22 protein-coding genes and 2 pseudogenes are annotated in these 23446 nt (G+C 38.9%); 14 read left to right on the top strand and 10 right to left on the bottom strand.

All coding sequences use genetic code 11. The annotated features are described in order from the left end of the window. Positions 1–205 precede the first annotated feature (205 nt). The 9 genes and pseudogenes from LZ575_RS10885 to LZ575_RS10845 all read left to right on the top strand — a co-directional run bounded on the left by LZ575_RS10885 (position 206) and on the right by LZ575_RS10845 (position 9565). The gene (locus LZ575_RS10885; RefSeq protein WP_235330618.1) at positions 206–2008 is read left to right on the top strand and encodes a SusC/RagA family TonB-linked outer membrane protein; all 1803 of its coding nucleotides are present in this window, start codon (positions 206–208) and stop codon (positions 2006–2008) included. A gap of 10 nt (positions 2009–2018) precedes the next feature. Further along, positions 2019–3284, top strand: a complete 1266-nt coding sequence (locus tag LZ575_RS10880; protein WP_235330617.1) for a TonB-dependent receptor domain-containing protein — start codon at positions 2019–2021, stop codon at positions 3282–3284. A gap of 12 nt (positions 3285–3296) precedes the next feature. Next, on the top strand, positions 3297–3836 hold the full coding sequence (locus LZ575_RS10875) for a hypothetical protein (protein ID WP_235330616.1): 540 nt from the start codon (positions 3297–3299) through the stop codon (positions 3834–3836). Further along, the gene (locus LZ575_RS10870; RefSeq protein WP_235330615.1) at positions 3769–4908 is read left to right on the top strand and encodes a RagB/SusD family nutrient uptake outer membrane protein; all 1140 of its coding nucleotides are present in this window, start codon (positions 3769–3771) and stop codon (positions 4906–4908) included. Before LZ575_RS10875 ends, LZ575_RS10870 begins: the two co-directional genes overlap by 68 nt. Positions 4909–4994: 86 nt before the next feature. After that, a pseudogene (locus LZ575_RS10865) lies at positions 4995–6427 on the top strand (glycoside hydrolase family 125 protein). A gap of 29 nt (positions 6428–6456) precedes the next feature. After that, positions 6457–6936, top strand: a complete 480-nt coding sequence (locus LZ575_RS10860) for an ROK family protein (protein ID WP_235330614.1) — start codon at positions 6457–6459, stop codon at positions 6934–6936. 49 nt (positions 6937–6985) lie between these two features. Then, positions 6986–7402 (top strand): ROK family protein, encoded by a 417-nt coding sequence (locus LZ575_RS10855; RefSeq protein ID WP_235330613.1) that lies wholly within the window; start codon positions 6986–6988, stop codon positions 7400–7402. Between the two features lie 623 nt (positions 7403–8025). Beyond that, on the top strand, positions 8026–9033 hold the full coding sequence (locus tag LZ575_RS10850; protein ID WP_235324700.1) for an IS110 family transposase: 1008 nt from the start codon (positions 8026–8028) through the stop codon (positions 9031–9033). Between the two features lie 148 nt (positions 9034–9181). Beyond that, the gene (locus LZ575_RS10845) at positions 9182–9565 is read left to right on the top strand and encodes a hypothetical protein (RefSeq protein ID WP_235330612.1); all 384 of its coding nucleotides are present in this window, start codon (positions 9182–9184) and stop codon (positions 9563–9565) included. Positions 9566–9690: 125 nt separating this feature from the next. On the opposite strand, the gene LZ575_RS10840 is transcribed toward LZ575_RS10845, so the two are convergent. The 4 genes and pseudogenes from LZ575_RS10840 to LZ575_RS10825 form a co-directional block, all read right to left on the bottom strand. Further along, entirely contained in the window at positions 9691–9915 is a 225-nt protein-coding gene (locus LZ575_RS10840) for a hypothetical protein (protein WP_235330611.1), read from the bottom strand. After that, complete coding sequence (locus LZ575_RS10835; RefSeq protein ID WP_235330610.1) at positions 9875–10150, bottom strand: hypothetical protein; 276 nt, start codon at positions 10148–10150, stop codon at positions 9875–9877. The genes LZ575_RS10840 and LZ575_RS10835 overlap by 41 nt, the downstream gene beginning before the upstream one ends. Before the next feature lie 184 nt (positions 10151–10334). Continuing rightward, positions 10335–10481 carry a hypothetical protein gene (locus tag LZ575_RS10830; protein WP_235330609.1) on the bottom strand — a complete coding sequence of 49 codons (147 nt, stop codon included), beginning with the start codon at positions 10479–10481 and terminating at the stop codon, positions 10335–10337. Positions 10482–10737: 256 nt separating this feature from the next. Further along, a pseudogene (locus tag LZ575_RS10825) lies at positions 10738–12192 on the bottom strand (protein adenylyltransferase SelO). Between the two features lie 688 nt (positions 12193–12880). Here LZ575_RS10825 and LZ575_RS10820 point away from each other — a divergent pair. From LZ575_RS10820 to LZ575_RS10805, 4 genes are all read left to right on the top strand, one after another. Beyond that, the gene (locus LZ575_RS10820; RefSeq protein WP_235330608.1) at positions 12881–13093 is read left to right on the top strand and encodes a hypothetical protein; all 213 of its coding nucleotides are present in this window, start codon (positions 12881–12883) and stop codon (positions 13091–13093) included. A 267-nt stretch (positions 13094–13360) separates the two neighbouring features. Continuing rightward, on the top strand, positions 13361–15901 hold the full coding sequence (locus LZ575_RS10815; RefSeq protein WP_235330607.1) for an MBG domain-containing protein: 2541 nt from the start codon (positions 13361–13363) through the stop codon (positions 15899–15901). Positions 15902–15995: 94 nt separating this feature from the next. Beyond that, a complete protein-coding gene (locus tag LZ575_RS10810; protein WP_235330606.1) occupies positions 15996–16862 on the top strand; it encodes a T9SS type A sorting domain-containing protein in 867 nt (288 codons plus the stop codon). 187 nt (positions 16863–17049) lie between these two features. Then, positions 17050–17721 carry a type 1 glutamine amidotransferase domain-containing protein gene (locus LZ575_RS10805; RefSeq protein WP_235330605.1) on the top strand — a complete coding sequence of 224 codons (672 nt, stop codon included), beginning with the start codon at positions 17050–17052 and terminating at the stop codon, positions 17719–17721. A 185-nt stretch (positions 17722–17906) separates the two neighbouring features. On the opposite strand, the gene LZ575_RS10800 is transcribed toward LZ575_RS10805, so the two are convergent. The 4 genes from LZ575_RS10800 to LZ575_RS10785 all read right to left on the bottom strand — a co-directional run bounded on the left by LZ575_RS10800 (position 17907) and on the right by LZ575_RS10785 (position 21098). Beyond that, positions 17907–18803 (bottom strand): carbohydrate kinase family protein, encoded by an 897-nt coding sequence (locus LZ575_RS10800; RefSeq protein WP_235330604.1) that lies wholly within the window; start codon positions 18801–18803, stop codon positions 17907–17909. Positions 18804–18844: 41 nt separating this feature from the next. Next, entirely contained in the window at positions 18845–19081 is a 237-nt protein-coding gene (locus tag LZ575_RS10795) for an HAD hydrolase-like protein (protein ID WP_235330603.1), read from the bottom strand. Positions 19082–19117: 36 nt separating this feature from the next. Next, on the bottom strand, positions 19118–19630 hold the full coding sequence (locus tag LZ575_RS10790) for a hypothetical protein (protein WP_235330602.1): 513 nt from the start codon (positions 19628–19630) through the stop codon (positions 19118–19120). 121 nt (positions 19631–19751) lie between these two features. Continuing rightward, positions 19752–21098 carry a sugar porter family MFS transporter gene (locus LZ575_RS10785; protein ID WP_235330716.1) on the bottom strand — a complete coding sequence of 449 codons (1347 nt, stop codon included), beginning with the start codon at positions 21096–21098 and terminating at the stop codon, positions 19752–19754. A gap of 286 nt (positions 21099–21384) precedes the next feature. Here LZ575_RS10785 and LZ575_RS10780 point away from each other — a divergent pair, with 286 nt between their 5' ends. Next, on the top strand, positions 21385–21783 hold the full coding sequence (locus LZ575_RS10780; RefSeq protein WP_235330601.1) for a hypothetical protein: 399 nt from the start codon (positions 21385–21387) through the stop codon (positions 21781–21783). A 17-nt stretch (positions 21784–21800) separates the two neighbouring features. Here the strand turns inward: LZ575_RS10780 and LZ575_RS10775 are convergent, their stop codons facing one another. Then, positions 21801–22781 (bottom strand): YpdA family putative bacillithiol disulfide reductase, encoded by a 981-nt coding sequence (locus tag LZ575_RS10775; protein ID WP_235330600.1) that lies wholly within the window; start codon positions 22779–22781, stop codon positions 21801–21803. Beyond that, positions 22768–23430, bottom strand: a complete 663-nt coding sequence (rpe, locus tag LZ575_RS10770; RefSeq protein ID WP_235330599.1) for a ribulose-phosphate 3-epimerase — start codon at positions 23428–23430, stop codon at positions 22768–22770. The genes LZ575_RS10775 and rpe overlap by 14 nt, the downstream gene beginning before the upstream one ends. Between the last annotated feature and the right edge of the window lie 16 nt (positions 23431–23446).

Genomic DNA, 23446 nt, shown 5'->3' with positions numbered 1-23446 from the left:
AATCGTTTTAGTCAAAACAATAATTTTTATTAATTAACTTTTTTTTAACAAATATGAATTATCTTGTCCTTAATACAGGTATGCTCATACTTGCGGGGCAGCGAAAAAATTTTTTCGAATTTTAATTTTTTTCTTTGGTAGACTAAATCGTTTTAGTAAATTCGGCTTTATAATTTGTTGTGTTAAACTAACATAAATTAAGATAATGAAAGAGCCTTACAATTTGAGCCCTGTCTATTTTGAGAAGGGTATTATGCGTTCCACTTTTGAACATTTTAAAGGAAAGGGGTTACTGCTGTTTTTGATCCTTTTAATGGGAAGCAGTCCCAGTTTAGTTGCCTTTACCTATCAGCAGGAAATAAGAGTTACAGGTACTGTAGTTGATGCTGATGGTTTGCCATTGCCCGGTGTTGCTGTTTTACAGGAAGGAACGGATAATGGTACCCTTACAGATTTTGATGGAGTGTATACTATAGATGTGCCTGCACAATCTGTTCTTGTTTTTTCCTTTGTTGGTCTTAAAACTGTAAAGCGGGTAATAACCGAAGCAGGAACAGTAGATGTTCAAATGCAGAATGACCAGGAATCTTTAGATGAAGTTGTAGTAGTTGGTTACGGTACTCAAACCAGACGTGCTGTGAGTACTGCTGTTGCGCAGGTTTCGGAAGAGGAGTTTAATCAGGGAGTGGCAACTAATGCTATGGATTTGATCCAGGGTAAAGTTGCGGGTTTAGCTGTGACAAGACCAGGTGGTAATAATCCTAATGGTGGTACTTCTATTCAGTTAAGAGGTGTTACTTCTATTACAGGTAACAGAGATCCATTAATAGTAATTGACGGAATTCCCGGAGGAAACCTTGATCTTGTGCAGCAAAACGATATTGAATCTTTCAGTGTCCTTAAAGGTGGAGCTGCTGCTGCTATTTATGGTACACGTGGGAATAATGGAGTTATATTAATTACCACTAAAAGAGGTAAAAGAGGTGTTACAAATTTCGAGTATGCAACATATGTCTCCAGAGATTTTGTTAATAGAAAACCTGATTTTCTTTCGGCTGATGAATATCGGGGGTTAATTGATCAGGGGATAATTGGGGAAAGTAACGACTTAGGTTATTCTACCGATATTTTTGATGAACTTACTAATAAAGAGAATTTAAGTCAATATCACAATTTTGCTGCTTCGGGAGGAAGTGAAACCAGTAATTATCGAGCTTCTTTATATTACAGAAATCTTGATGGTATTGCATTAGAAAACGAAAGAACAGAATATGGCTTCCGTGCGAGCTTTAACCAGTCGGCATTTGACAATAAGTTTAATTTTCAGTCTGGTCTTGCGGGTAACTTTAACGACGCGAATCTTTTAGGTGGTGGTCAATTTGGTGCGGTGACAGACTGGAATCCAACTGCTCCAATTTATGCGCCTTACTCTAATGAAGAGGGTAGTGATCTTATTAATTTGGGAAGATTTGGTTTTTACCAGCCACAAAACTTTTATAATCCTTTTTCAGAATATGCCAACAGGATCAATGAAAGACAACAGCAAACTTTCTCTGGAGATGTAAGAATGAGTTATCAAATATTTGATGGTCTTACAATTGCGGCCTTTGGATCATATCAAAGAAATACATGGAATGACAGGCAATATCGTTCTACAGAAGATTGGAATCAATATAATCCTTCCAGTGACTATAGAGGAACTGCTTATGCCTATAAATCAAATCGATTAGAATACACAAAAACATTTGAGCCAACAATAACTTATATTAACTTTTTTGGGGATCATACTGTTGATGTTTTGGGAGGTTATAGCTATCAATATTCGACCAGAGAAGATTTCAATATGAATAACAGTGGTTTTACTACTGATGCATTTCTTGACTGGAATTTTGGAGCAGGAAATGCTATTACAGATACAGATTTGCCACGTCCGGGACTGGGAAGTTTTAAAGAGGACAACACCTTAATTGCCTTCTTTGGAAGGATTAACTACTCCTTTTTAGACTAAGTATTTTTTCATGGCTTCTTTGAGACACGAAGGATCATCTAAATTTGGTGCCAATAATAAGTGGGGTAATTTCCCTGCGGCTTCTGCAGCCTGGATGATCTCTGATGAAGAATTTATGAATGATGTGGATTTTGTAACTAATTTAAAGCTTAGAGTAAGTTACGGGGTAACTGGGAACCAGGGGATTCCACCCTACAGGTCTCTTACTACCCTGGGTACAGGAGGAAAATATCCTATTTTCCTGGGAGACGAAACTGAAGCAACATACTACCAGACTTATGGAGCGAACAGAAATCCTAATCCTGATCTAAGATGGGAAAAGAAAAAAGAATGGAACTATGGTGTGGATTTTGGATTGTTTAATAATAGAATTTCAGGTTCATTAGATGTGTACAGCAGAGATACTGAAGATCTTTTATTAGACTATACTGTTCCTCAGCCTCCTTATGTGCATAGTAACATATATACCAATGTTGGTACCATCAATAATAAAGGGATTGAACTGGCATTAAGTTCACGTGTTCTTGAAGCAGGTGATTTCACCTGGAATATTGATGTGGCCGCAAGCTACCAGGAGAATAAGCTGGTAACTTTATCTAACGACACTTTTATTGCCAGCGAAATTTTTGGTGGAGGAATAGGAAACCCTGGTAACCTGGGAGATGCTATTAGAAATACCGAAGGAGGTCCTATAGGTGACTTCTATGGAAAAAGATTTGCAGGTTTTACCCGAGATGGAGAATGGTTATTTTACAAAGCTGACGGTTCTGTAGGTACAGTAAGCCAGATGTCTGAGGAAGACAAAGCTATCATAGGAAATGGTTTACCTAAATATTATGCTTCTCTTACTAATACCTTTAGATACAACAATTTCGATCTTACGGTATTCTTCCGCGGGAAATTCGATTTTGATATTTTAAATACTGTAGATCTTTTCTATGGAAATCAGGAATTGTTACCTGGAAATGTTTTAGGTTCAGCATTGGATGAGTATAGCCAGATACAGCAAGCTCCTCAATATTCAGATTACTATTTAGAGCGTGGAGACTTTGTGAAGCTGGATAATCTTACTTTAGGTTACACCTTTCCCCTTGAAAATTCAAGAGCTTTAAAAAGCTTAAGATGGTTTGTGAGCGCAAGAAACCTTGCGACCTTTACCGCATATACAGGCAGAGATCCAGAGGTGCAGGATACAGGTCTTTATCCTGGTCTTGATGATCGAAATTTTTACCCTCGAACTACGACAGTATCCACTGGTATAAATGTTCAATTTTAAAAATATACAACTATGAAAAAAATAAAATATAGTGCTAGCTTTCTTCTGGTCTTCCTGATGTTTGGATGTACAGATCTGGAAGAGACTACGTATTCTGAACTTTCCAAGTCTAACTTTTATAACAATAAGCTGGAAATTATTCAGGCCACTTTAAGACCTTTTACACATATGCAGGCCTGGCTGGCATGGTCAGGACAGAATGGTTATTATTATCATAACGAACTTTCTGCAGATCAGGTTGCATGGCCGCAAAAGGGGCGTCATGGATATGACGGTGGAGACCATATCCGGCAACACTACCACACCTGGACACCTGAAGAAGGTCGTCTTAGAGGTGCCTGGAGCTTGATGTGGGGAGGAGTAGGATATGTTAACGCTGCTATAGAAGACATTTCACAGGTAGATCCTGCTGCTGCTAGGTATTACCGAAGAAGAACTTCAGTCAATCCTGGCAGAGTCAAAAGTTCTAAGAGCTTATCACTACATGAAGATAATGGACATGTGGGGAAATGTTCCTATTGTGACTCAGGTGGGTGTTCCTCAAAATCCTGAGACTCAGGACAGGGTAGAAGTATTTAATTATATCGAAACCGAATTACTGGAGAACGTTGAGAAATTACAGCCGCTATCTCCTCAATTATTGGGTAGAGTATCTAAAGCTGCAGGATATGCTATGCTGTCTGAGCTTTATCTTAATGCCGAAGTTTGGTTAGGAGAGCCGCGTTATCAGGAAAGTATTACCTATTCTGATAAAGTAATTAATGGTGAAGGTGGTGGACTAAATGGAGAAATTCGTCTTGATCCTGATGTAAATGGACCTTTTAATAATGAAAATCATTTGTCACCAGAGAATGTTTTCCAGTTTCCGTTCAGTAGGTTGAATGACTTTGGGTATAACTGGAGTTCATTTTATATGGGCTTTTCAAACATGTCTGAAGCACTTAATGTTAGTTATTCTGGCTGGAATGCTTTTGTTGTTATTCCTTCAGCTTTCGATAAGTATAGCGAAAATGATTTAAGAAAAGATGAATGGTTTCTTTTTGGACCTCAATACAAATTTGGTACTGATCAACCAATTTTAGGTACAGAAGAATTAAGAGGTCAGCCATTGGTGTATGTGAATAACATCAGAAGGAATACTGAGGGACAAACAGGAGAAGGAAGCATGGCAGATGGAGAAGAGAACAGCGGAGCTCGTTTTAACAAATACAAATCTGGCACTATAGATGATCTCAACTACCTTGAAAATGATTTTGTTATCTACCGTCTTACTGAAATGTATTTCAACAAAGCTGAGGCATTAATGAGAATGAATGGTGGAGTTGCTACTGCCGAGGCTGTTGAGTTAATAAACAGCAGTAAGCAAAGATATTTCTCTGGTGCAGATTGGGAGAATGCAAAATATACAACTGCCACTCTTACTCTTGACGAATTACTTGAAGAGAGAGGTCGTGAATTTATCTTTGAAGGAAAACGTAGAACAGATCTTATCCGTTTCGGCGAATTTGTGACTGGCAGCTGGTGGGATCACACTCCAAGCGGAAGTGAGCATCTTACTATTTATCCTATTCCGTTGAGGCAGGTTCAAACTAACCCGAACCTGGTACAAAACCCCGGTTACTAAACCGAAAAACAAAAGGCTCTTAATCGGGCCTTTTGTTTTTTTTATACTGATTTTTAAACCTTTTATATTGTTCTAATAAAATAGTTATGCATAGAAGAAAATTTATAAGTAATACAGCACTTTTTGGAGGCTTAACCATGATTGATCCTTTTTCAATTGCGGCGGGCTCGCCTTTAAATATTAAAGATTTTCCTACTGTAAGGGTTCCTGAAAGTGAACGAAACTTTCAAAGTAAGCTTATTGAAAGTACTATAAAGGAATTTCAGAAAAATGTAAAAGATAAGGAGCTGGGATGGCTTTTTAACAACTGCTTTCCAAATACTTTGGATACGACGGTAGTCTATAAAGAAATAAACGGAAGACCGGATACTTACGTTATTACAGGTGACATAGATGCAATGTGGTTGAGAGATAGTTCTGCCCAGGTTTGGCCTTATATGATTTTTGCGAAAGAAGACAAGAGGTTAAGAAATCTGATTGCAGGGGTCATAAACCGTCAAACCCAACAGATTTTAAAAGACCCGTATGCCAATGCTTTTTATGATGATCCAACTAAAGAAGGGGAGTGGATGACCGACTTTACTGATATGCAGGCGGGTGTTCACGAGAGGAAGTGGGAAATTGATTCCCTTTGTTATCCCATCAGGCTTGCATACAACTATTGGAAGACTACAGGAGACACTTCTCCTTTTGATGAGAACTGGCAAAAAGCAATAAAGTCTACACTTGCTGTTTTCAGAGATCAGCAAAAAAAGAATGATAGGGGATCATACTCATTTCAAAGAGAGACTCCGCATGCTACTGATACGCGAGCTTTGAAAGGATTAGGATATCCCGTCAACCCGGTGGGATTAATCTGTTCAGCATTTAGACCTAGTGATGATGCATCAGTATTTTCATTTCTTATACCCTCTAATTTCTTTGCAGTGGTAAGTTTAAAACAAGCTGCCGAAATGATGACAGAAATTGCTAAAGATCCCCGTACTGCTAAAGAGTTAATGGATCTAAGAAATGAGGTGGATCAGGCACTTAAAGATTATGCGGTTTACGAGCACAAGGATTTCGGAAAAATCTACGCTTTTGAAGTAGATGGTTTTGGGAATCAGCTCATAATGGATGATGCCAATGTGCCAAGCCTTTTATCATTGCCTTACCTGGATGCGGTTGATGCAAATGACCCTATTTATGAAAATACCCGCAAATTTGTTTGGTCTCAAAAGAATCCATTCTTTTTCAAAGGAGATGCTGCTGAAGGAATAGGAGGTCCTCACGTGGGAATGGACATGATCTGGCCAATGTCTATTACTATGAGAGGATTAACAAGTAAAGATAAAGCTGAGATTAAAGAATGTATTAAAGTTCTTAAAAACACCCATGCTTAGGTACAGGGTTCATGCACGAATCCTTTCACAAAGATAATCCTGAAGATTTCTCACGATCCTGGTTTGCCTGGGCAAATACTTTATTCGGAGAGTTCCTTTGGAAGACTTATAATGAAAACCCTGAGTTGCTGAGCTAAAATTGTTAGGATCATAAGTATATTATCTATTGAAAATTAATAAAACCAGGCCTGTCACAATTGGAGTAGACATTGGAGGAAGCCATGTTAGTTGTGCGGCATTAAATCATGAAACTTATAAACCTATCCCCGGAAGCCTTTTTACCGGAAAGGTAGACAGCAAAGCTTCGAAAGATTCAATATTAAGGCAATGGAGTGAAGTGATTAACAAGGTATTGCTAAAAGTTGAGAATGAAGAAATCTCAGGAATAGGAATTGCTATGCCCGGTCCATTTAATTACGATCGGGGCATAGCTTTGTTCAAAACCAATGACAAGTATGAAACCCTGTACAATGTTTCCATTGTTCAGGAGCTCCCTAAATTTATTACCCTACCACAATTGCCAATTAGGTTTTTAAATGATGCCTCCTCTTTTGGAATAGGAGGAGGTCTTCAATATAATTTAGGTGCTAATACACGCATTATTGCCTTAACATTGGGGACTAGGTTTTGGAGCAGCTTTTATTGAAGATTTTTTACCCGTTGTTACTGGTAACGGCGTTCCCAGGGATGGATGTTTGTGGGACAAAAAGTTTAAAGATGGAGTTGCAGATGATTATTTCTCCACCCGCTGGTTTGTTCAAAGGTATAATCAGCTTTCGGGAAAAGAAGGAATTAACGGAGTTAAAGAAATAGTAGCTGCAAATGATAGATATACCCAAGAGGTATTTAAAGAATTTTCGGAAAATTTGGGTGAATTTTTAGCTCCTTATGTCCATGGATTTAATCCGGATATTTTAATTATCGGCGGAAATATTGCTAAAGCACACGAGTTGTTTTTACCTGCTGTTCTGGAAAACTTTGAGTCGGCCAATTTTAACCTGACTATGAAGATAATTGAAAATACTGAAGAAGCCGGAATAGTGGGTTCTTCCTATTTATTCCATCCCGATTTTTGGTCTAGGTTGAAAAAAGAGCTTCCACGTTCATTGTAATTCATTATTAAAATTCTCTTAAGGCAAGTCACCTGGTTTAAAAGAGATCATTTGTGAGAGATTCCCGACTTGTTTCGCAGAGGTTGGTATTAAATATTTGCTTAACCGTGAAAACAGTAGTCAGTAAAAGAACTTTGTCTATAAGGTTCAAAAGTGGTATCAATTAATAGAATTATCTAATACTATAATACACTCAGTAATAACGATAAAGGCAGTGGAGTACAGCAGATAAAACATTTTACATCTTTAGGTTCTACTGTACTCTTCTTTTTCCCCTGAGCCTAATTCTTATTCGACTTTATAAAATTTGCTGCTGATGCAAGAAATATATACTATTTACTTCAGAATTATTATTGTGAAAAAGTGCGTGATAAAATAGCTTAGCTGTTACTCGTACGTTTGTAATTCATTAAGGTTCTTTTAGTTTCTTTGGAGAAAAAGGCAGTGGGAATAGGAGATATAGCTGTTACCAGGTAGTCCGTGAGATATACCGTAAAAAAGACACATACCCTGTTCCCATTCGTTTCTCAGAATCTGGGCAGTACTTAGGGAGCTTTTATGCATCCCGCGTAAAGACGAGAATAGATCATAAGAAGCTTCCTGCCTCATTAAATCCTAGTATTATGAATACAGTACAATTTTGTGTGGGAATTGATGTATCAAAAGATTCCCTTGAATGCTCCTATGGTTTGTATTCCGAATTCGGTGAATTACAATTTTCTAAGGTGCAGAAGTTTACAAATGACCTTAAAGGTTTTAAAAAACTACTGGAATGGTTGAAGAAGAAAAAAGATCCTGCAGAAATTTTTTTTGTGATGGAAGCCACTGGTGTCTATTATGAAAATTTGGCTTATTGGCTTCAAGAGAGGGATTTTTACTTATCGGTAGTACTTCCCAACAAAGTAAACTACTTTGCCAAGAGCCATAACATAAAGACAAAGACCGATAGTGTGGATGCTAAGCTTTTGTGCAGGATGGGCTTGGAAAGGAAATTGGATCATTGGGAAATTCCCTCCCTTCAAATGAGAACTTTAAAGATCCTAACAAGGGATTACCGTAGCCTTAAGGCCAAACTTACTATGACCAAAAATCAACTGCATGCAAAGGACAATTCTCATAAATGTCCCCCCACAGTTGGTAAGAGACTTAAACAACAAATCCAATTACTGGAAAAGCAGATTTCACAGGTGGAATCTGAGATCAAGCTAGTTGTTAGAAAAGATAGCATTCTGGACGAACGGATCAGAAAGATGGAGACCATACCAGGAGTAGGGTTCATGACCATCGCTTGTATTTTGGGCGAGACGAATGCTTTTGCGCTCGTACGCAATTCCAAACAATTGGTAAGCTATTGTGGATTTGACATACAGCATCGGCAGTCAGGTCTTTACGCTGGAAAGACGACCATAAGTAAAAAGGGGAACAGTTTTATAAGATCTGCACTCTATATGCCCGCATTATCTTCCCTACAACATAATCCAAACCTGAAAATATTCTATAATCGCTTGTCAGAGAAGAAATCCATAAAAAAGATTGCAGTGACTGCAGTGGCAAGAAAACTACTAGTGCTTATCTATACGATTTGGAAAAATGGATCAGAGTATAATCCAGATTATTTATTTTCAGATTAGAAATAATGATTTTGGTGTTGTGCTTGTTGGATTGGAAACAACTCCTTTTTAAGAGTTGTTCCATTTCAACAATGCCACGTACTCCATGTAAAAAAACAAAAAAAAGATTGTTTTTTATCGCAGTACCTTTTTTTACTATCTTAAACTTATGAAAATCAGTATAATATTTCTTCTGTTTCTGGTTACGAAAACGATGTCGGGGCAAGGCGTCTTCACCAGTTTCTCAACTCAATATTTCCCATCCTCTAAAGTTGAAAAAATTGATAGGGTTATAACCTTTGATGACGAACGCATAACAATTAAAAGTCTGGCAGGAAATAAGGTGAAGATTAAAACTCTTTTTATTAAGAGAAAGATTTTTAATTATGATGATGAGGAATCCTACGTGGTTTATGAATGTGCTTCGAGAAATGGAACCTCTCCAACAACCGTAATGTTACCCACAGAGCGTCCAGATCATATTACCTTCTTTCAAACTTCTCTTACCAATCCCGAAAAGGTTCTGGAATATAAGATGCTTCTGGATAAATAAATTAAACTTAAGATTGTTGAAGAAAACGTTTTTTTTTTATAAAGAACGAAAGGGAAAAAATTTCTGAACGCTGAACAAAAATTTCAGCAATAGTAAATGCTAAATGTATTCTGCCTGACCGATTCTTATAGTTTATAAGCTTTTACGAGATCTACAGAATTGTCATACCAGGCGGTAATTTTACAAACTCCTTTTACCTCTTTTACTTCATAGATAATGCCTTTTCCATAGTCTTTCCATTGGAATTCCCCAATTTCTACCAGGTCCCGGGAAAAAGCAGAAACATTGTAGATGGTTTCTGAAGAAGGCTCAATAATCTTCCCATAAGTAACAGGTTTCTGTACCGTCATCTCCTTTTTTAAGGAAAATAACCCTTCGCTGCTCATAGGTGCCACTGTTCTTTGTAGTGACAGGTATTTTATAAAAAAGATAGTTTTCACCACTTTTTGTAACACCCTCAGAAAAAGGTTCGCCATAATCTTTCAGGATTTCACTTTTAGTCTGTAAAATTTGGGCATTTACATTCTGCTGAAAACTCAGAAGTAGAAATCCCATCCCCAATAGAGTAATTATTTTCGTCTTCATATGGAAACTTTTAGTTGATTAATGCCTTGTGTTACAATTCAATATACGCAAATTAATTGATAAAAACAGGATGTCTCAAAGGATTGAGAATATAGACGTCAAAAAATTTACATGGTACGAAAATATATTAGCAGAAAAAACTGAACAGCTGAGGGGGATATCTTCTACTATCGTAACAGAACAATTATCCAGCTATTACACCAAGGAAGATCAGAAATAAAATAAATACAAAAACCAGTAAATAGTCACTCCAGGTGTTTTCTTCTACAGAACTCTTTACATTTTCCCAGGGATGGGAGTTCTGCCAATGATGTGAATTATGTGTGCTCATCTCGTGAAAATTTTGAGTTAGAGGGTTGAATACTTCTATTCAAAGATGGAAAATATCTCTTTTAAATTATATGATATTCATCATATTTACCGGGTTTATTTCTACTTTAATACACTGCTGATCTAGGTTTGATTTAAAGAAGTTAAGAGGGCAATTGGTTAAGTATATTGCTGGAAATTATGGGTTTTTGCGAATAATTAAAACTGGTATGGACTAATCTGTTACCCGAGTTTTTTAGCTAAGTCACTAACCAGAATTATGAGCTACAGGAAAGCATGGAACAATAAGCTTTTTGTGTTGCCCATTCCGGCCGCTTTTTAAAGAATTCGTCATCTTTACCCGAATAGGGATCTTTTAGAGCTACTCTTAATTTTTCGAACAAAATATTTTCTCCATTTTCCAATTCCTCAATTGCCTGGTGTAATAAATAATTCCGAAGAATAAAGTGAGGATTCGTTTTCTGCATTTTTCCCTCCGATTCTTCTGCGGAAATAGAATTCTTCTTTAGCCTTTCCTGATACTGAAGGATCAAATCTGTAAACATGTTTTCTTCCCTATCTTTTGGATGCTCGTAAAAACTTTTAGCAAAGTGATCCAAAATCTGTTCTTTGCCGTTTATTTTCTGCGGAAGCTGAGTAAGTAACTGATAAAATATTGTCATATCCGGCTTCACCGTTCCCAATACTTTTTCAAACTCTGCCACCAGAGTCCGGTCTTCCTGTGTTACTTCATCAAAACCTAATTTATTGGCCATCATCATATAATACTGTTTCCAGAAAACTTCTTCATACGTCTTTAGTGCCTCCTCGAGCTCATCCTGCTCTTCGAAAAGCGGTATTAATCCGCTGCCAAGTTTCCCGAGGTTCCAGTACCCAACTGAGGGTTGATTTCCAAAGGCATATCGGCGACCGGGAAGATCGGTGGTGTTGGGAGTAAAATTGGGATCGTAATCATCCAGAAAGGAGAACGGGCCATAATCTATAGTCTGTCCCAGGATGGACATATTGTCAGTATTCATCACTCCGTGGACAAATCCTACCCGCTGCCATTCCACCATAAGTTTCGCAGTTTTCTCTATCACCTCTTTGTACCAGGTAATGATTTTGTTTTCTCCTGTGATGTGCGGATAATACCTGTCGATCACCCAATTTACCAGCTTTTTGAGACTTTGGATCTCTCTTCGGGCTGCAAGCATTTCAAAATTCCCGAATCTTATAAAACTTTCCGAAACCCGCATCACAATAGCTCCGGGTTCATAGGCTGCATTGCCATTGTAGAACATATCGCGCAGGATTTGATCTCCGGTGGAAACCAAACTTAATACTCTCGTCGTTGGAATCCCTAGATGGTGCATTGCTTCGCTCATAAGATATTCTCTAACCGAAGATCGCAATACCGCCCGACCATCGGCGCGCCTCGAATAAGCTGTAGGTCCGGCACCTTTAAGTTGTAACTCCCATTTTTTTCCATTCAATTCCCATTCACCCAAAGTGATCGCACGACCGTCACCCAGTTAGTAAGCCCAATTTCCAAACTGATGCCCGGCATAGCAGGCGGCATATGGATGCATGGTATCTGTAACCCGATTTCCCGCCAGGATTTCTATATCCTCCCGGGTAGGACTGGCAATGTTCAATTCCTCAGCAAGATCTTCAGTCCACGCTAAAAGTTTAGGTTCTGAAACAGGAGTAGGTACAGCTTTGCTGTACATCATTCCCGGAGTTTGCCGTGGAGAAAGATCTCCGCTTTCATCTCCTGGGAAGGCGTTCACAAAATCTTTCTTATATATTTTTTTGCTTAAATTTTCCATAGTTACATTTTTGACTGTTCTCATAAAGGGCATTTTCCTTTCCAGAGATAGTAGATAAGATATATCTTCCCTGGGAGGTTGGCAAGGAAGTTTATTACTTTAGGATTTCTTTCAGGTTTGCCGAAAACATTTAAAGAATTATCCCTTCTCTATCTCTCCTTTTTTATTCCTAACAGTTAGATTTATTGGAATTTACAAGAAGATGAATTGTTACAGGAGAAGAAGAAAGGATGAACAGTTAGATTCTCAAGATGTACGTCCCAGAAACAGCAAATTCTTAAAAATTCTGACTTCTTTCCTACGGAATTACTTCTTCTTTCCTGTTGATTTATAATGTTTTGTGCCCTTTGTCGAAATTATAATTCAATTGCTCGAAAAACCTTAAAGTTTTCTAAAAACAAGAATAAAATAATGTTAATTCGCTTCTTTGCAGTAATCCAAAGATATTGTAAAATCCTCCCCTAATTCTGGCGATCTTCTCCAAAGATCTCAGATTGTTTTTACACTATTATGCTGCTTCCCCACCAAATAAGTTCAATGTGCATGCTCGTTTTTAATATCTATATATCAACTATTTAATTTTTAATGTATGGCTGAATCTTTACACCTACTTAGAGGGGATTTTCTAAAATTCACCCTCTTTTTTATTGGCTGCTTTTTCTTCGTCTCGACGGGGTGGGGGCAGACTGAAACGACCACGATTACAAGTTCCAATATGGAGGCTTATGCTGGGTTGCCTACTCCTACAGTAACATCAGACAAAGCTGATTATGCACCGGGAGAAATAGCTATTATCACATAGTACAGGATGGACGCTGGATTCTACTGTCGACATCCACCTGGAGGAAGAACCCGCACACGATCACCATCACGGCTATCATGGTACTCCTGTCGATGCGAATGGTAACTGGAGAATAGAATACCCGATTGAAGAGCGTCACCTTGGGGTGGCTTTTACTGTTATTGTGGATGGAGTTCAATCAAAATATCAAGGATTGGCTTATTTTACTGATGGTGAAATAGTTTTTACCGCAAGTGGTTTGCCAGAGGGTGTTCAAATTTCAGTGGATTGGGAACATACCCAGGCTTAGGTGGAACAATTGGTACTACATCCTTTACTACTCCAAATCATTCGGCAACGGTTTCCGTTAATAACCAATCCTTTTCATACACATATCCTCTAACGGTTACAACATTGCAAGGTGTAAATTATATTTTTATTTCTTCCAACCATAGTGGTGAAATAGAAGATACAGGTAGTGGGGGAAAAAATGGGCCTAAATTTGGAGTTATTGGATATTATGAATTAGCGTGTACCGCTCCTTCAATTTCTTCCTCAAAACAGCCAGCAAATCAAACTATAACTTATGGACAAGATGCCTCTTTTACAGTTGAAGCTTCTGGAACAGTTGATTCCTATAAATGGCAGGTAAGTAAAAACGGAGGCGTGAATTATACCGATGTAAGTATTGAAACATTTTCAGGTTATAGCGGTGTTACTTCCACTACTTTATCTATTACGAAGCCTACAGTTGCTATGAGTAATTACAGATATCGTGTAGTTTTATCTGCTTGTGATCCTGTAAAGACTACTACAAGTAGTGCTGCAATTTTAACGGTTAATAAGAAAGCTACTTCCGTAGTTGTAGATGCTCAGACTAAAGAATATGGTTCTGCTGATCCGGCTTTCACCGGAACTCTTTCAGGTTTCCTTTCTGCTGATGGAGTTACTGCTGCTTACAGTCGTGTAGATGGAGAGACTGTTGCTGGAGGTCCATACGCAATCAGTGCAACTTTAACTCCTGCTACTGTACTTGGAAATTACGAGATCACTAACACTCCTGGAGCACTAAGCATTACTAAGAAAGAAGCTTCGGTAGTTGTTGCTAATAAGATTAAAGAATACGGTTCTGCTGATCCGGCTTTCACCGGAACTCTTTCAGGTTTCCTTTCTGCTGATGGAGTTACTGCTGCTTACAGTCGTGTAGCTGGAGAGACTGTTGCTGGAGGTCCATACGCAATTACCGCAGTTTTAAGTCCTGCTGCTGTTCTTGCTAACTATGAGATTACTAACACCGCTGCTGCTCTTTCTATTGCTGAAAGAGCAATCACCATCACAGCTGATGCAATGAGCAAAACATACGGAGAGGATGATCCTGCACTTACTTATCAGATTACAGAAGGAAGTTTAGCTTACAGCGATGTTTTCACTGGTGATTTGACCAGGGAGTCCGGAGACGCTGTTGGTGACTATGAGATCCAGCAGGGGACTGTTGCGTTGAACAGTAACTATACTTTGACCTATGTACCAGCAGATCTTTCTATCGGACTGCGTTCTGTTGAGATCACTGCTGATGCAAAGAGCAAGACTTACGGAGATGCTGATCCAGCACTTACTTACAAGATCACCGATGGAAGTTTAGCTTACAGCGATGTTTTCACTGGTGATTTGACCAGGGAGTCCGGAGACGCTGTTGGTGACTATGAGATCCAGCAGGGGACTGTTGCGTTGAACAGTAACTATACTTTGACCTATGTGCCAGCAGATCTTACCATCGGACTACGTTCTGTTGAGATCACTGCTGATGCAAAGAACAAAACTTACGGAGATGCTGATCCAGCACTAACTTACCAGATCACCGAAGGAAGTTTAGCTTACAGCGATGCTTTCACTGGTGATTTGACCAGGGAGTCAGGAGACGTTGTTGGTGACTATGAGATCCAGCAGGGGACTGTTGCGTTGAACAGTAACTATACTTTGACCTATGTACCAGCAGACCTTACCATCGGACTACGTTCTGTTGAGATCACTGCTGATGCAAAGAACAAAACTTATGGAGATGCTGATCCAGCACTTACCTACCAGATCACCGAAGGAAGTTTAGCTTACAGCGATGCTTTCACTGGTGATTTGACCAGGGAGTCCGGAGACGCTGTTGGTGACTATGAGATCCAGCAGGGAACTGTTGCTTTGAACAGCAACTATACTTTGACCTATGTACCAGCAGATCTTACCATCGGACTACGTTCTGTTGAGATCACTGCTGAAGCAAAGAACAAAACTTATGGAGATGCTGATCCTGCATTTACTTACCAGATCACAGAAGGAAGTTTAGCTTACAGCGATGCTTTCACTGGTGAGTTAACAAGAGTGACCGGAGAAGATGTTGATAGTTACCAGATCCAGCAGGGAACTGTTACTTTGAACAGCAACTATTCTTTGACCTATGTACCAGCAGATCTTTCTATCGGACTACGTTCTGTTGAGATCACTGCTGATGCAAAAAGTATTTTCTGTGGTCAGAAGGATCCCATACTAACTTTCCAAATAACAAGTGGAAACTTAGTATATAGTGATACATTTTCTGGAGAATTATCAAAAGAAGCAGGAGTACTTGCTGGTGAATATGAAATTACGCAGGGTACCGTTAATTTAAGCAGCAACTATTTACTTATTTATATTCCGGCAAAATTAACTATTCAGGGAGTAACCATCGATGCCAGTGCAAGCAGTAACCCCGTTCAACTTGGAACAACAGCAACGCTTTCAGCGCAGGTAACACTAAGCAGTAGCAGGAGTAAGTGTAACATTCACTTTATCAGAATATAACACTACTAATGTAGGAACATTTGCACAGTCTTATACCGCTATAACAGCAACTAATGGAATAGCTACTGTAACAGTTCCTAATCTGCCTTCCGATGTGTACAAAGTGACTGCAGTTGCAGGAGGTGGATGTTCAAGTTCTGGTGCATACTTACCAGTTTACGATCCAAATGGTGGGTTTGTGACCGGAGGTGGTTGGATTTACTCTTTACCGGGTAATATGCAAGGTACTCAGGTAGCTGCAGAAGGAAAGGCTAACTTCGGATTTAATGCGAAGTATAAAACCGGGAAGAATAATATGACGGAGGTGGATGGAAATACAAACTTCCAGTTCCAGGCAGGAGATCTTCACTTGAAGAGCTTGTCCCACGATGATATGTCCCTTGTGATTTCAGGTGCAAAAGCAACCTATCGTGGAATTGGAACTGTAAATGGAGCGGGTACTCATAAATTCCTATTAATAGCTATTGACGGTGATATTTCCGGAGGTGGTGGAATAGATAAGCTCAGGATTAAAATCTGGAAATCCAATTCTTCAGTAGTTCTTTACGATAACCAGTGGATTTCTGATGAAAATTCCAATGACGCAACAGTCCTTGCTAGCGGCTCAATCGTCATCCACAAACCAAAAGCAAACAACAAAACCGCTGAAGTTGTAGAGAAAGTTTCTGTAACTGCAAGTGAAGAACCAATAGTCGAAATACTTGAAAGTATGGCAGTTGCTCCAAATCCAGTGAGGGAGGAGGCAAGAGTAAGATTCAGCCTTATTGAAGATGCTGCTGTGGTACTAAGGGTATTTGACTTTAACGGTAGAGAAGTAGACAGATTGTTCTCCGGTAGCGTAAGAGCTCATGAGGTAAAGGAAGTCGGTTTCCAACGTAAGAATTTGATGAGCGGGGTTTATATCCTGAAACTTACTACAGATCGTGGTAACTCTTACGACAAACAGATCATCGTTGAGTAACATCTGATACTGATATTATCAGATAATAATTAAAGCTCCGGGGAACCGGGGCTTTTCTTTTTTAGGAAAGTCTAAGGCTTTGCACCCAAACTTTTATTAAAACTTTGCTTCCAAAGTCCTATGGCAGTAATTTTATTTTTGACAAAAGCCGGAGCTCTCCGGTCATTATATAATCTAAAAAATTGTTATGAAAGTATTAATGGTGTTAACCTCTCACGATGAGCTTGGTGACACAGGTAAAAAAACCGGATTCTGGGTAGAAGAATTTGCTGCTCCCTATTATGTGCTTGCAGATGCAGGTGTGGAGGTTACTCTCGCATCTCCCAAAGGAGGACAGCCACCTATAGACCCTTCAAGTGAAAAAGATGATGCACAAACAGAAGCGACTAAACGCTTTGATTCCGACGAGGAGCTAAAACAAAAACTTGCTAACACCAGAAGGCTCGAAGAAATAGAGGCTTCCGATTATGACGGAGTTTTTTATCCGGGAGGGCACGGGCCACTTTGGGACCTTGCCGTGGATCTCAAGTCCATAGATCTTATTCAGGATTTTTATAGGAATATGAAACCAATGGCTTTCGTATGTCACGCACCGGGTGTTCTTGCAAACACGAAATCTAACAACGAGCCTCTCGTAAGAGGGAAGGACGTTACAGGATTTGCAAATTCCGAAGAAGAAGCTGTGGGGCTGACAGAGGTAGTGCCGTTCCTGGTAGAGGATAAAATGAATCAATTGGGAGCGAACTATAGCAAAGGTGAGGACTGGAGTTCTTACGTGCGCATTGATGGAAAATTGATCACGGGACAAAATCCCGCTTCTTCAAAAGAAGCTGCCAAAGCTCTTCTGAAGTTCCTTTAGTGGAGTAAATTAGAAAAAGAACAGAGGACAAAAAGTTCTCTGTTCTTTTTTATACCAGTTCTTAAATACCCAAGGACCTGGAATCAAATACCAAATAACAAGCACCAAATTCCAAATATGGTATTAAGCTCGTGGTTATAACAAGCTTTACTTTCGCAAAAAAGTTGAATTTTGGAACTTTAAACCTAAGAACCCTCCAGCGGAAACATAAAACTTTTGATCTGTTCCTCCGTTAAATTCGGGTTTGCACCTTTATGGCTGGCAACAAGTGCTCCCACAGCACAGGCGGTATCAATAGCTTTTTGAGGGTTTTCTTTTTGTAATAATTTGGCTACTAAAGTTGCAAGAAAAGAATCTCCGGCGCCAACCGTATCTTTTACCTTCACCTTATAACCGCTGTTGTAGTACAGTGTTCCTTCAGTTAATAATACTGCACCGTGGCTGCCTTTTGTTATACAAATGGAAGGTGTATTTGTTTTTTCAGAAATAAATTCAAGATTTTGTTCCATGGAATTATATGGGGAGCCAAGCTTTTCGGCTATTTCAAATAATTCCTCATCGTTAAACTTAATAAAATCTGCTTTTTGCATTAAATTATTTAGAACATCAAGCTCATAGTGCGGTGGCCGAAGGTTTATGTCTAAAACTTTATAAGTAGCAGAATCCAGAAGTGTATATAAGGTATCACGGCTGACTTCATCACGACAAACAAGACTTCCAAAGATAAAAGCATTGGCGTGTTCAACTGATTTTAGCATTCCATCAGTGAGTTTAATTTTATCCCAGGCCGAAGGATACGCAATTTCGTAAGTTGCCGATCCACTCTTACTCAGGGTAACTTGAACCTTACCTGTAGGATATTCCGGATCCGTCGTTATATTTTGAACGAAAACTTTCTGACCCTTCAGATAAGCAAGAATTTCTTCTCCTTTCTTATCATTTCCTATGCTGCTGATCATTTCAGCATTGATCCCCCAGGAGCTTAGCCGGGAAGCAACATTTAACGGGGCACCTCCAATTCGTTCTTCATCTGGAAAAATATCCCATAGTACTTCCCCAAAGCATACAGCCTTTATCTCCATTTAATAGTTTTCAATTCTTAGGTTAAAGATCTTCAGCAATACTAAGCTGACTGAAAAGATAAGACTTTTTCCAGATCAATATCTGCCACAGAATTTACAATCATATCAGGTTTAAAAGCATAATCATTCAGGTTTTCCTTTTTAGAAACTCCTGAGAGGGTGAGAATTGTGGTGTAACCTAATTGAATTCCTCCTAAAATATCGGTATCCATAGTATCGCCAATAATGATGGTTTCCTTGGCTTCAAGTCCCAAATACTTTCTTGCAGATCGCATCATAACAGGACTGGGTTTCCCAACTGAAAAAGCTTTCTTCTAGGTGGCCTCTTCTATCATCGCTACTACTGCTTTAATTCCCAAATTGGTCCACCCGGATTTCTTTGGACTTGGATCCAGGTTAGTTGCAATTAATTTGGAGCCCGATAAGATCATATCTACAGCATTGTTTACCATTTCCAGGGTGAAATTTCTGCCTTCTCCAACAACCACGAAATCGGGATTATTGTTGACAAGGATATATCCCTCCTGTGACAAACTGGTTATTAATCCGCCCTCACCCAAAACGTAAGCTGAACCTTTTGGCTCCATAAAAGATAGAAACGAAGCAGTAGCCATTGCACTGGTATAGACATTTTTTTCTGAGATCTTTATGCGCATTTTTGCCACCTTATTCACCGTATCGAGAGGAGTACGCTGGCTGTTGTTGGTCATAAAGAGAAAAGGTATTTTTTTCTTTTGAAGCTGTTCAATGAATTTATCGGCTCCGGGAATGAGGGTGTCATTTCCATAGATCACTCCATCCATATCTATTAAAAATCCTTTTTTCATATATAAGTTTTTTAATTTGTATTCAAAGTTAGAAGGTATCTGCTTTCCTTTATGTTGTATCCTTACCTCAATTGTATACAATCTTACCCTAAGAGTTATTATTTTCGAGAGTTTTCCCTTGTTATAAATGAGAGGCTGCCTCCCGGCTTTGGGAGGGTGAAAGTTCTTCACTTAATTCCTCAAGTGATTTTCCTTTGGTCTCCGGCATCATGAAAATTACAAACAGCAGTTGCAGGACCATCATAAAAGCAAAAAAAGCAAAGACTGATGCCGCTCCCACTGTTGAGAAAAGAAATGGAATGAGAGAAGGAATGATTGCCGCTAATAACCAATGTGTGGAAGATCCAAATGCCTGCCCCGAGGCCCGAAGGTGATTCGGGAATATTTCAGAAATAAAAACCCAAATTACTGCACCCTGGCCTATGGCGTGCGCTGCGATAAAAAGAAACAGGAAAATTGGAACAGTAAGTCCTCTCCAGTTCAGAAAAAATGAGGCTGCCACCAGGGATAAGGAGATAATATATCCTATTGAGCCTATAAACATTAGTTGTTTTCGACCCAATTTATCAATGAGGAAAACTCCCAGGATTGTGAACAGCAGGTTTACAACTCCAATACCAATGCTACTAAGCAAAGCGGTACTCTCACCCAGTCCCGCCTCTTCAAAAATGCGGGGGGCATAATAGAGAAAAGCATTTATTCCTGAAAGTTGATTGAAAAATGCCACCAGGAAAGCCAGTATGAGCGGGAACCAGTATTTTTTCATGAAAATATGTTCTCCGGAAAAATTGGTTTCCGACTGTTTGCCTATTTCAAGCATTTTCGCTTCTATATCGGCGGAAGGATGAATTTTCCTAAGAACTTTTTCAGCTTCGGCATTCCAGGATTTGGAAATAAGCCATCTGGGGCTACGCGGCACCATGAAAATGAACAGGGTGTAAATGATTGCGGGAATAGCTTCAACTCCCAACATCCATCTCCAGGGCTCTTCCCCTGTATTCCGCAGAAGATAGTTTGATAGGAAAGCAATCAGAATTCCCAGGACTATATTAAATTGGTACAAAGAAACCAGTCTACCCCTATATTTTTGCGGGGCAATTTCTGAAACATAAGTGGGTGCGGCGATGGTAGATGCTCCTACCCCCAATCCTCCCACAAACCTAAATACTGCAAACGAGACAGGATCATTGGCAAGGGCCGAGCCTACAGCAGACACTATATATAAAACACCTATAATTATTAGTGTATTTTTTCTTCCAAATTTGTTGGTAGGAAATCCTCCAAAAATGGCCCCTATCACCGTTCCCCACAGTGCCATTGCCATGACTACGGAACCGTGAAAGGCATCTGAAGTACCCCATAAAGTTTGTAGAGCTTTATCTGCTCCCGAAATTACAACTGTGTCAAAACCAAAAAGAAATCCTGCGAGGGCGGCCGTAATAGACCAGGCTAAAATTTTTGACTGCATTTTATACTGAATTATTCTTATAATTTGTTTACCACTTTGATCGACATACCGCATTTTAGAGTACCTGCCAATTGGGAGCTATGAATATAGTTATTTTTTTTCCTCCTGAAGTAGCTGCGGTATAAATGAATTAGATCAACATTTATGGAAACTTTAAGAAGAGGTTAAGGACAGCAGAAAGAGCAGGAAATTTTGGAAATTGTTAAGCTATTGAGTTAAACAACCTATAAAAAAAATTGAAGTGCTTAATGATGCCCTAAATTTACTTTTATAAAAATTATTTGATATGACAACCTACTATAAACAAACTGAAATTAAAGCTGCCATTGATCAACTGGCAGATGATTTTCTTAAGGAATGCAAGCGATGCGAGGAACTTCCTGAAGGATTTGTTGATTTGATAAAGCACAATTTCCTGGCGAAATTCGTGTGTTATGATAAAGAGACGAAAACGATTGAAATAGGAGTGGAAGATAATTCACCAGACGCTCTTTACCCAAAAATTAAAGTTTACAAGTATTCTTTAAATTCTAAGACCTGGATAAGAGATTCTTTTAAAAATGATTTAAACGATCTTCATTTTTATGGCTTAGTTATTAAACCGAAACAGATCCTCAAGAGATGCAGATGTAATTTTAATGTAAGATTTAAACGCATTCACCCCCGAAGGGAAATGGCACTTTAGTTTTACCTGAAGTGCCATTACTTTTTTCCGGCAATATCATCCAGGATCATTTTTGCGTGTACCCTGGAATTTTCAATAAACCATTTGTGGGTTTCCATTCCGCCACAAATTACTCCGGCTAAATAGATTCCCGGCACATTGGTTTCCATGGTATTTTCATTGTATTGAGGAATTTTTCTTGCATCATTGGAAAGATGAATCCCTATATCTTTCAAAAATTGAAAGTTAGGTCTATAACCTGTTAGGAGCAGGACGAAATCATTCGGGAGGATATCGGTACCATTTTCAGTTTCTATTATTACTTCCTCTTCTTTGATTTCAGCCAGTCTGGCTCCAAAATAAGCTTTAATACTTCCTTCTTCAATTCTGTTAATTATATCTGGTCTCACCCAATATTTTACCCTCTCCCCAATTTCCGGTTTTCTTACTATCATCGTAACTTCTCCCCCTTTCCTGTAGATTTCCAAAGCAGCGTCTACAGCTGAATTGCTTGCTCCAACAACCACAGTTTTTTGAGTAGCATAATAATGAGGATCATTGTAATAATGTGCAACCTTGGGAAGCTCTTCTCCCGGGATATTCAGGTAATTAGGAATGTCATAAAAACCAGTAGCTACAATAATTTTAAGGGTGGAATACCTTTCTTTCGTAGTAATAACTGTGTGTTGATTTTCTTTTGAAGTCTCTACTGAAAGGACTTTCTCAAATAAATTGATTTTCACATTATTGGAAGTAGCTATTCTCCGATAATATTCTAATGCTTCCGCTTTTCTTGGCTTCGGATTATTGCTGATAAAGGGAATATTATCCAGTTCCAGCTTTTCTGAAGTTGAAAAGAAGGTCATATTTGTAGGGTAGTGGTACAGGGAATTTACCAGGCACCCCTTTTCTAAAACGAGATAAGACAATCCCTTTTTTTCAGCTTCAAGGCCACAGGCAATTCCTATAGGCCCACCTCCAATGATGATTAAATCGTATTGCTCTTTATTTGTTTGCAAGTTCTTTCAATTCTTTTATCGTTCCTGGCTGGTCCTCTGCTTTAAACACAAAGCTCCCGGCTACCAGTACATCGGCATAAGCTTTTACCAGCTGCGCGGCATTCTCGCTAGTCACGCCGCCATCAATTTCAATGAGAGTAGTGGCATTATTATTAACTATAATTTCCTTTAATCGTTGAATTTTTGAGTAAGTATTTTCTATAAAGCTTTGTCCTCCAAACCCGGGATTGACACTCATAATACATACCAGATCAATATCTTTTATAACGTCCTCTAGAAGATTTACACGTGTATGTGGATTAATGGCTACTCCCGCTTTCATTCCTTCTGCCTTAATCGCCTGCAAAGTTCTATGCAGGTGTGTGCTGGCTTCATAGTGAACAGTAAGATTATTGGCACCCAATGCTGCAAACTCTTTAATATACCTATCCGGCTCCACAATCATTAAATGAACATCGATAGTTTTTTTTGCGTGTTTCTGTATTGCCTGGAGTACGGGCATCCCAAAGGAAATATTGGGAACAAAAACTCCATCCATGATATCAATATGAAACCAGTCTGCTTCACTGGAGTTAATCATTTCAATATCTCTTTGCAAATTAGCAAAATCTGCAGCAAGAACAGATGGGGCAATAAGTTTTGGCTTCATTATTTATTTTTTGAAT

The organism is Antarcticibacterium sp. 1MA-6-2, from assembly GCF_021535135.1.
In the GTDB taxonomy this organism is placed as follows: domain Bacteria; phylum Bacteroidota; class Bacteroidia; order Flavobacteriales; family Flavobacteriaceae; genus Gillisia.
The sequence above is the reverse complement of the archived record's forward strand: the minus strand, read 5'-3'. Positions and strand labels throughout refer to the sequence as shown.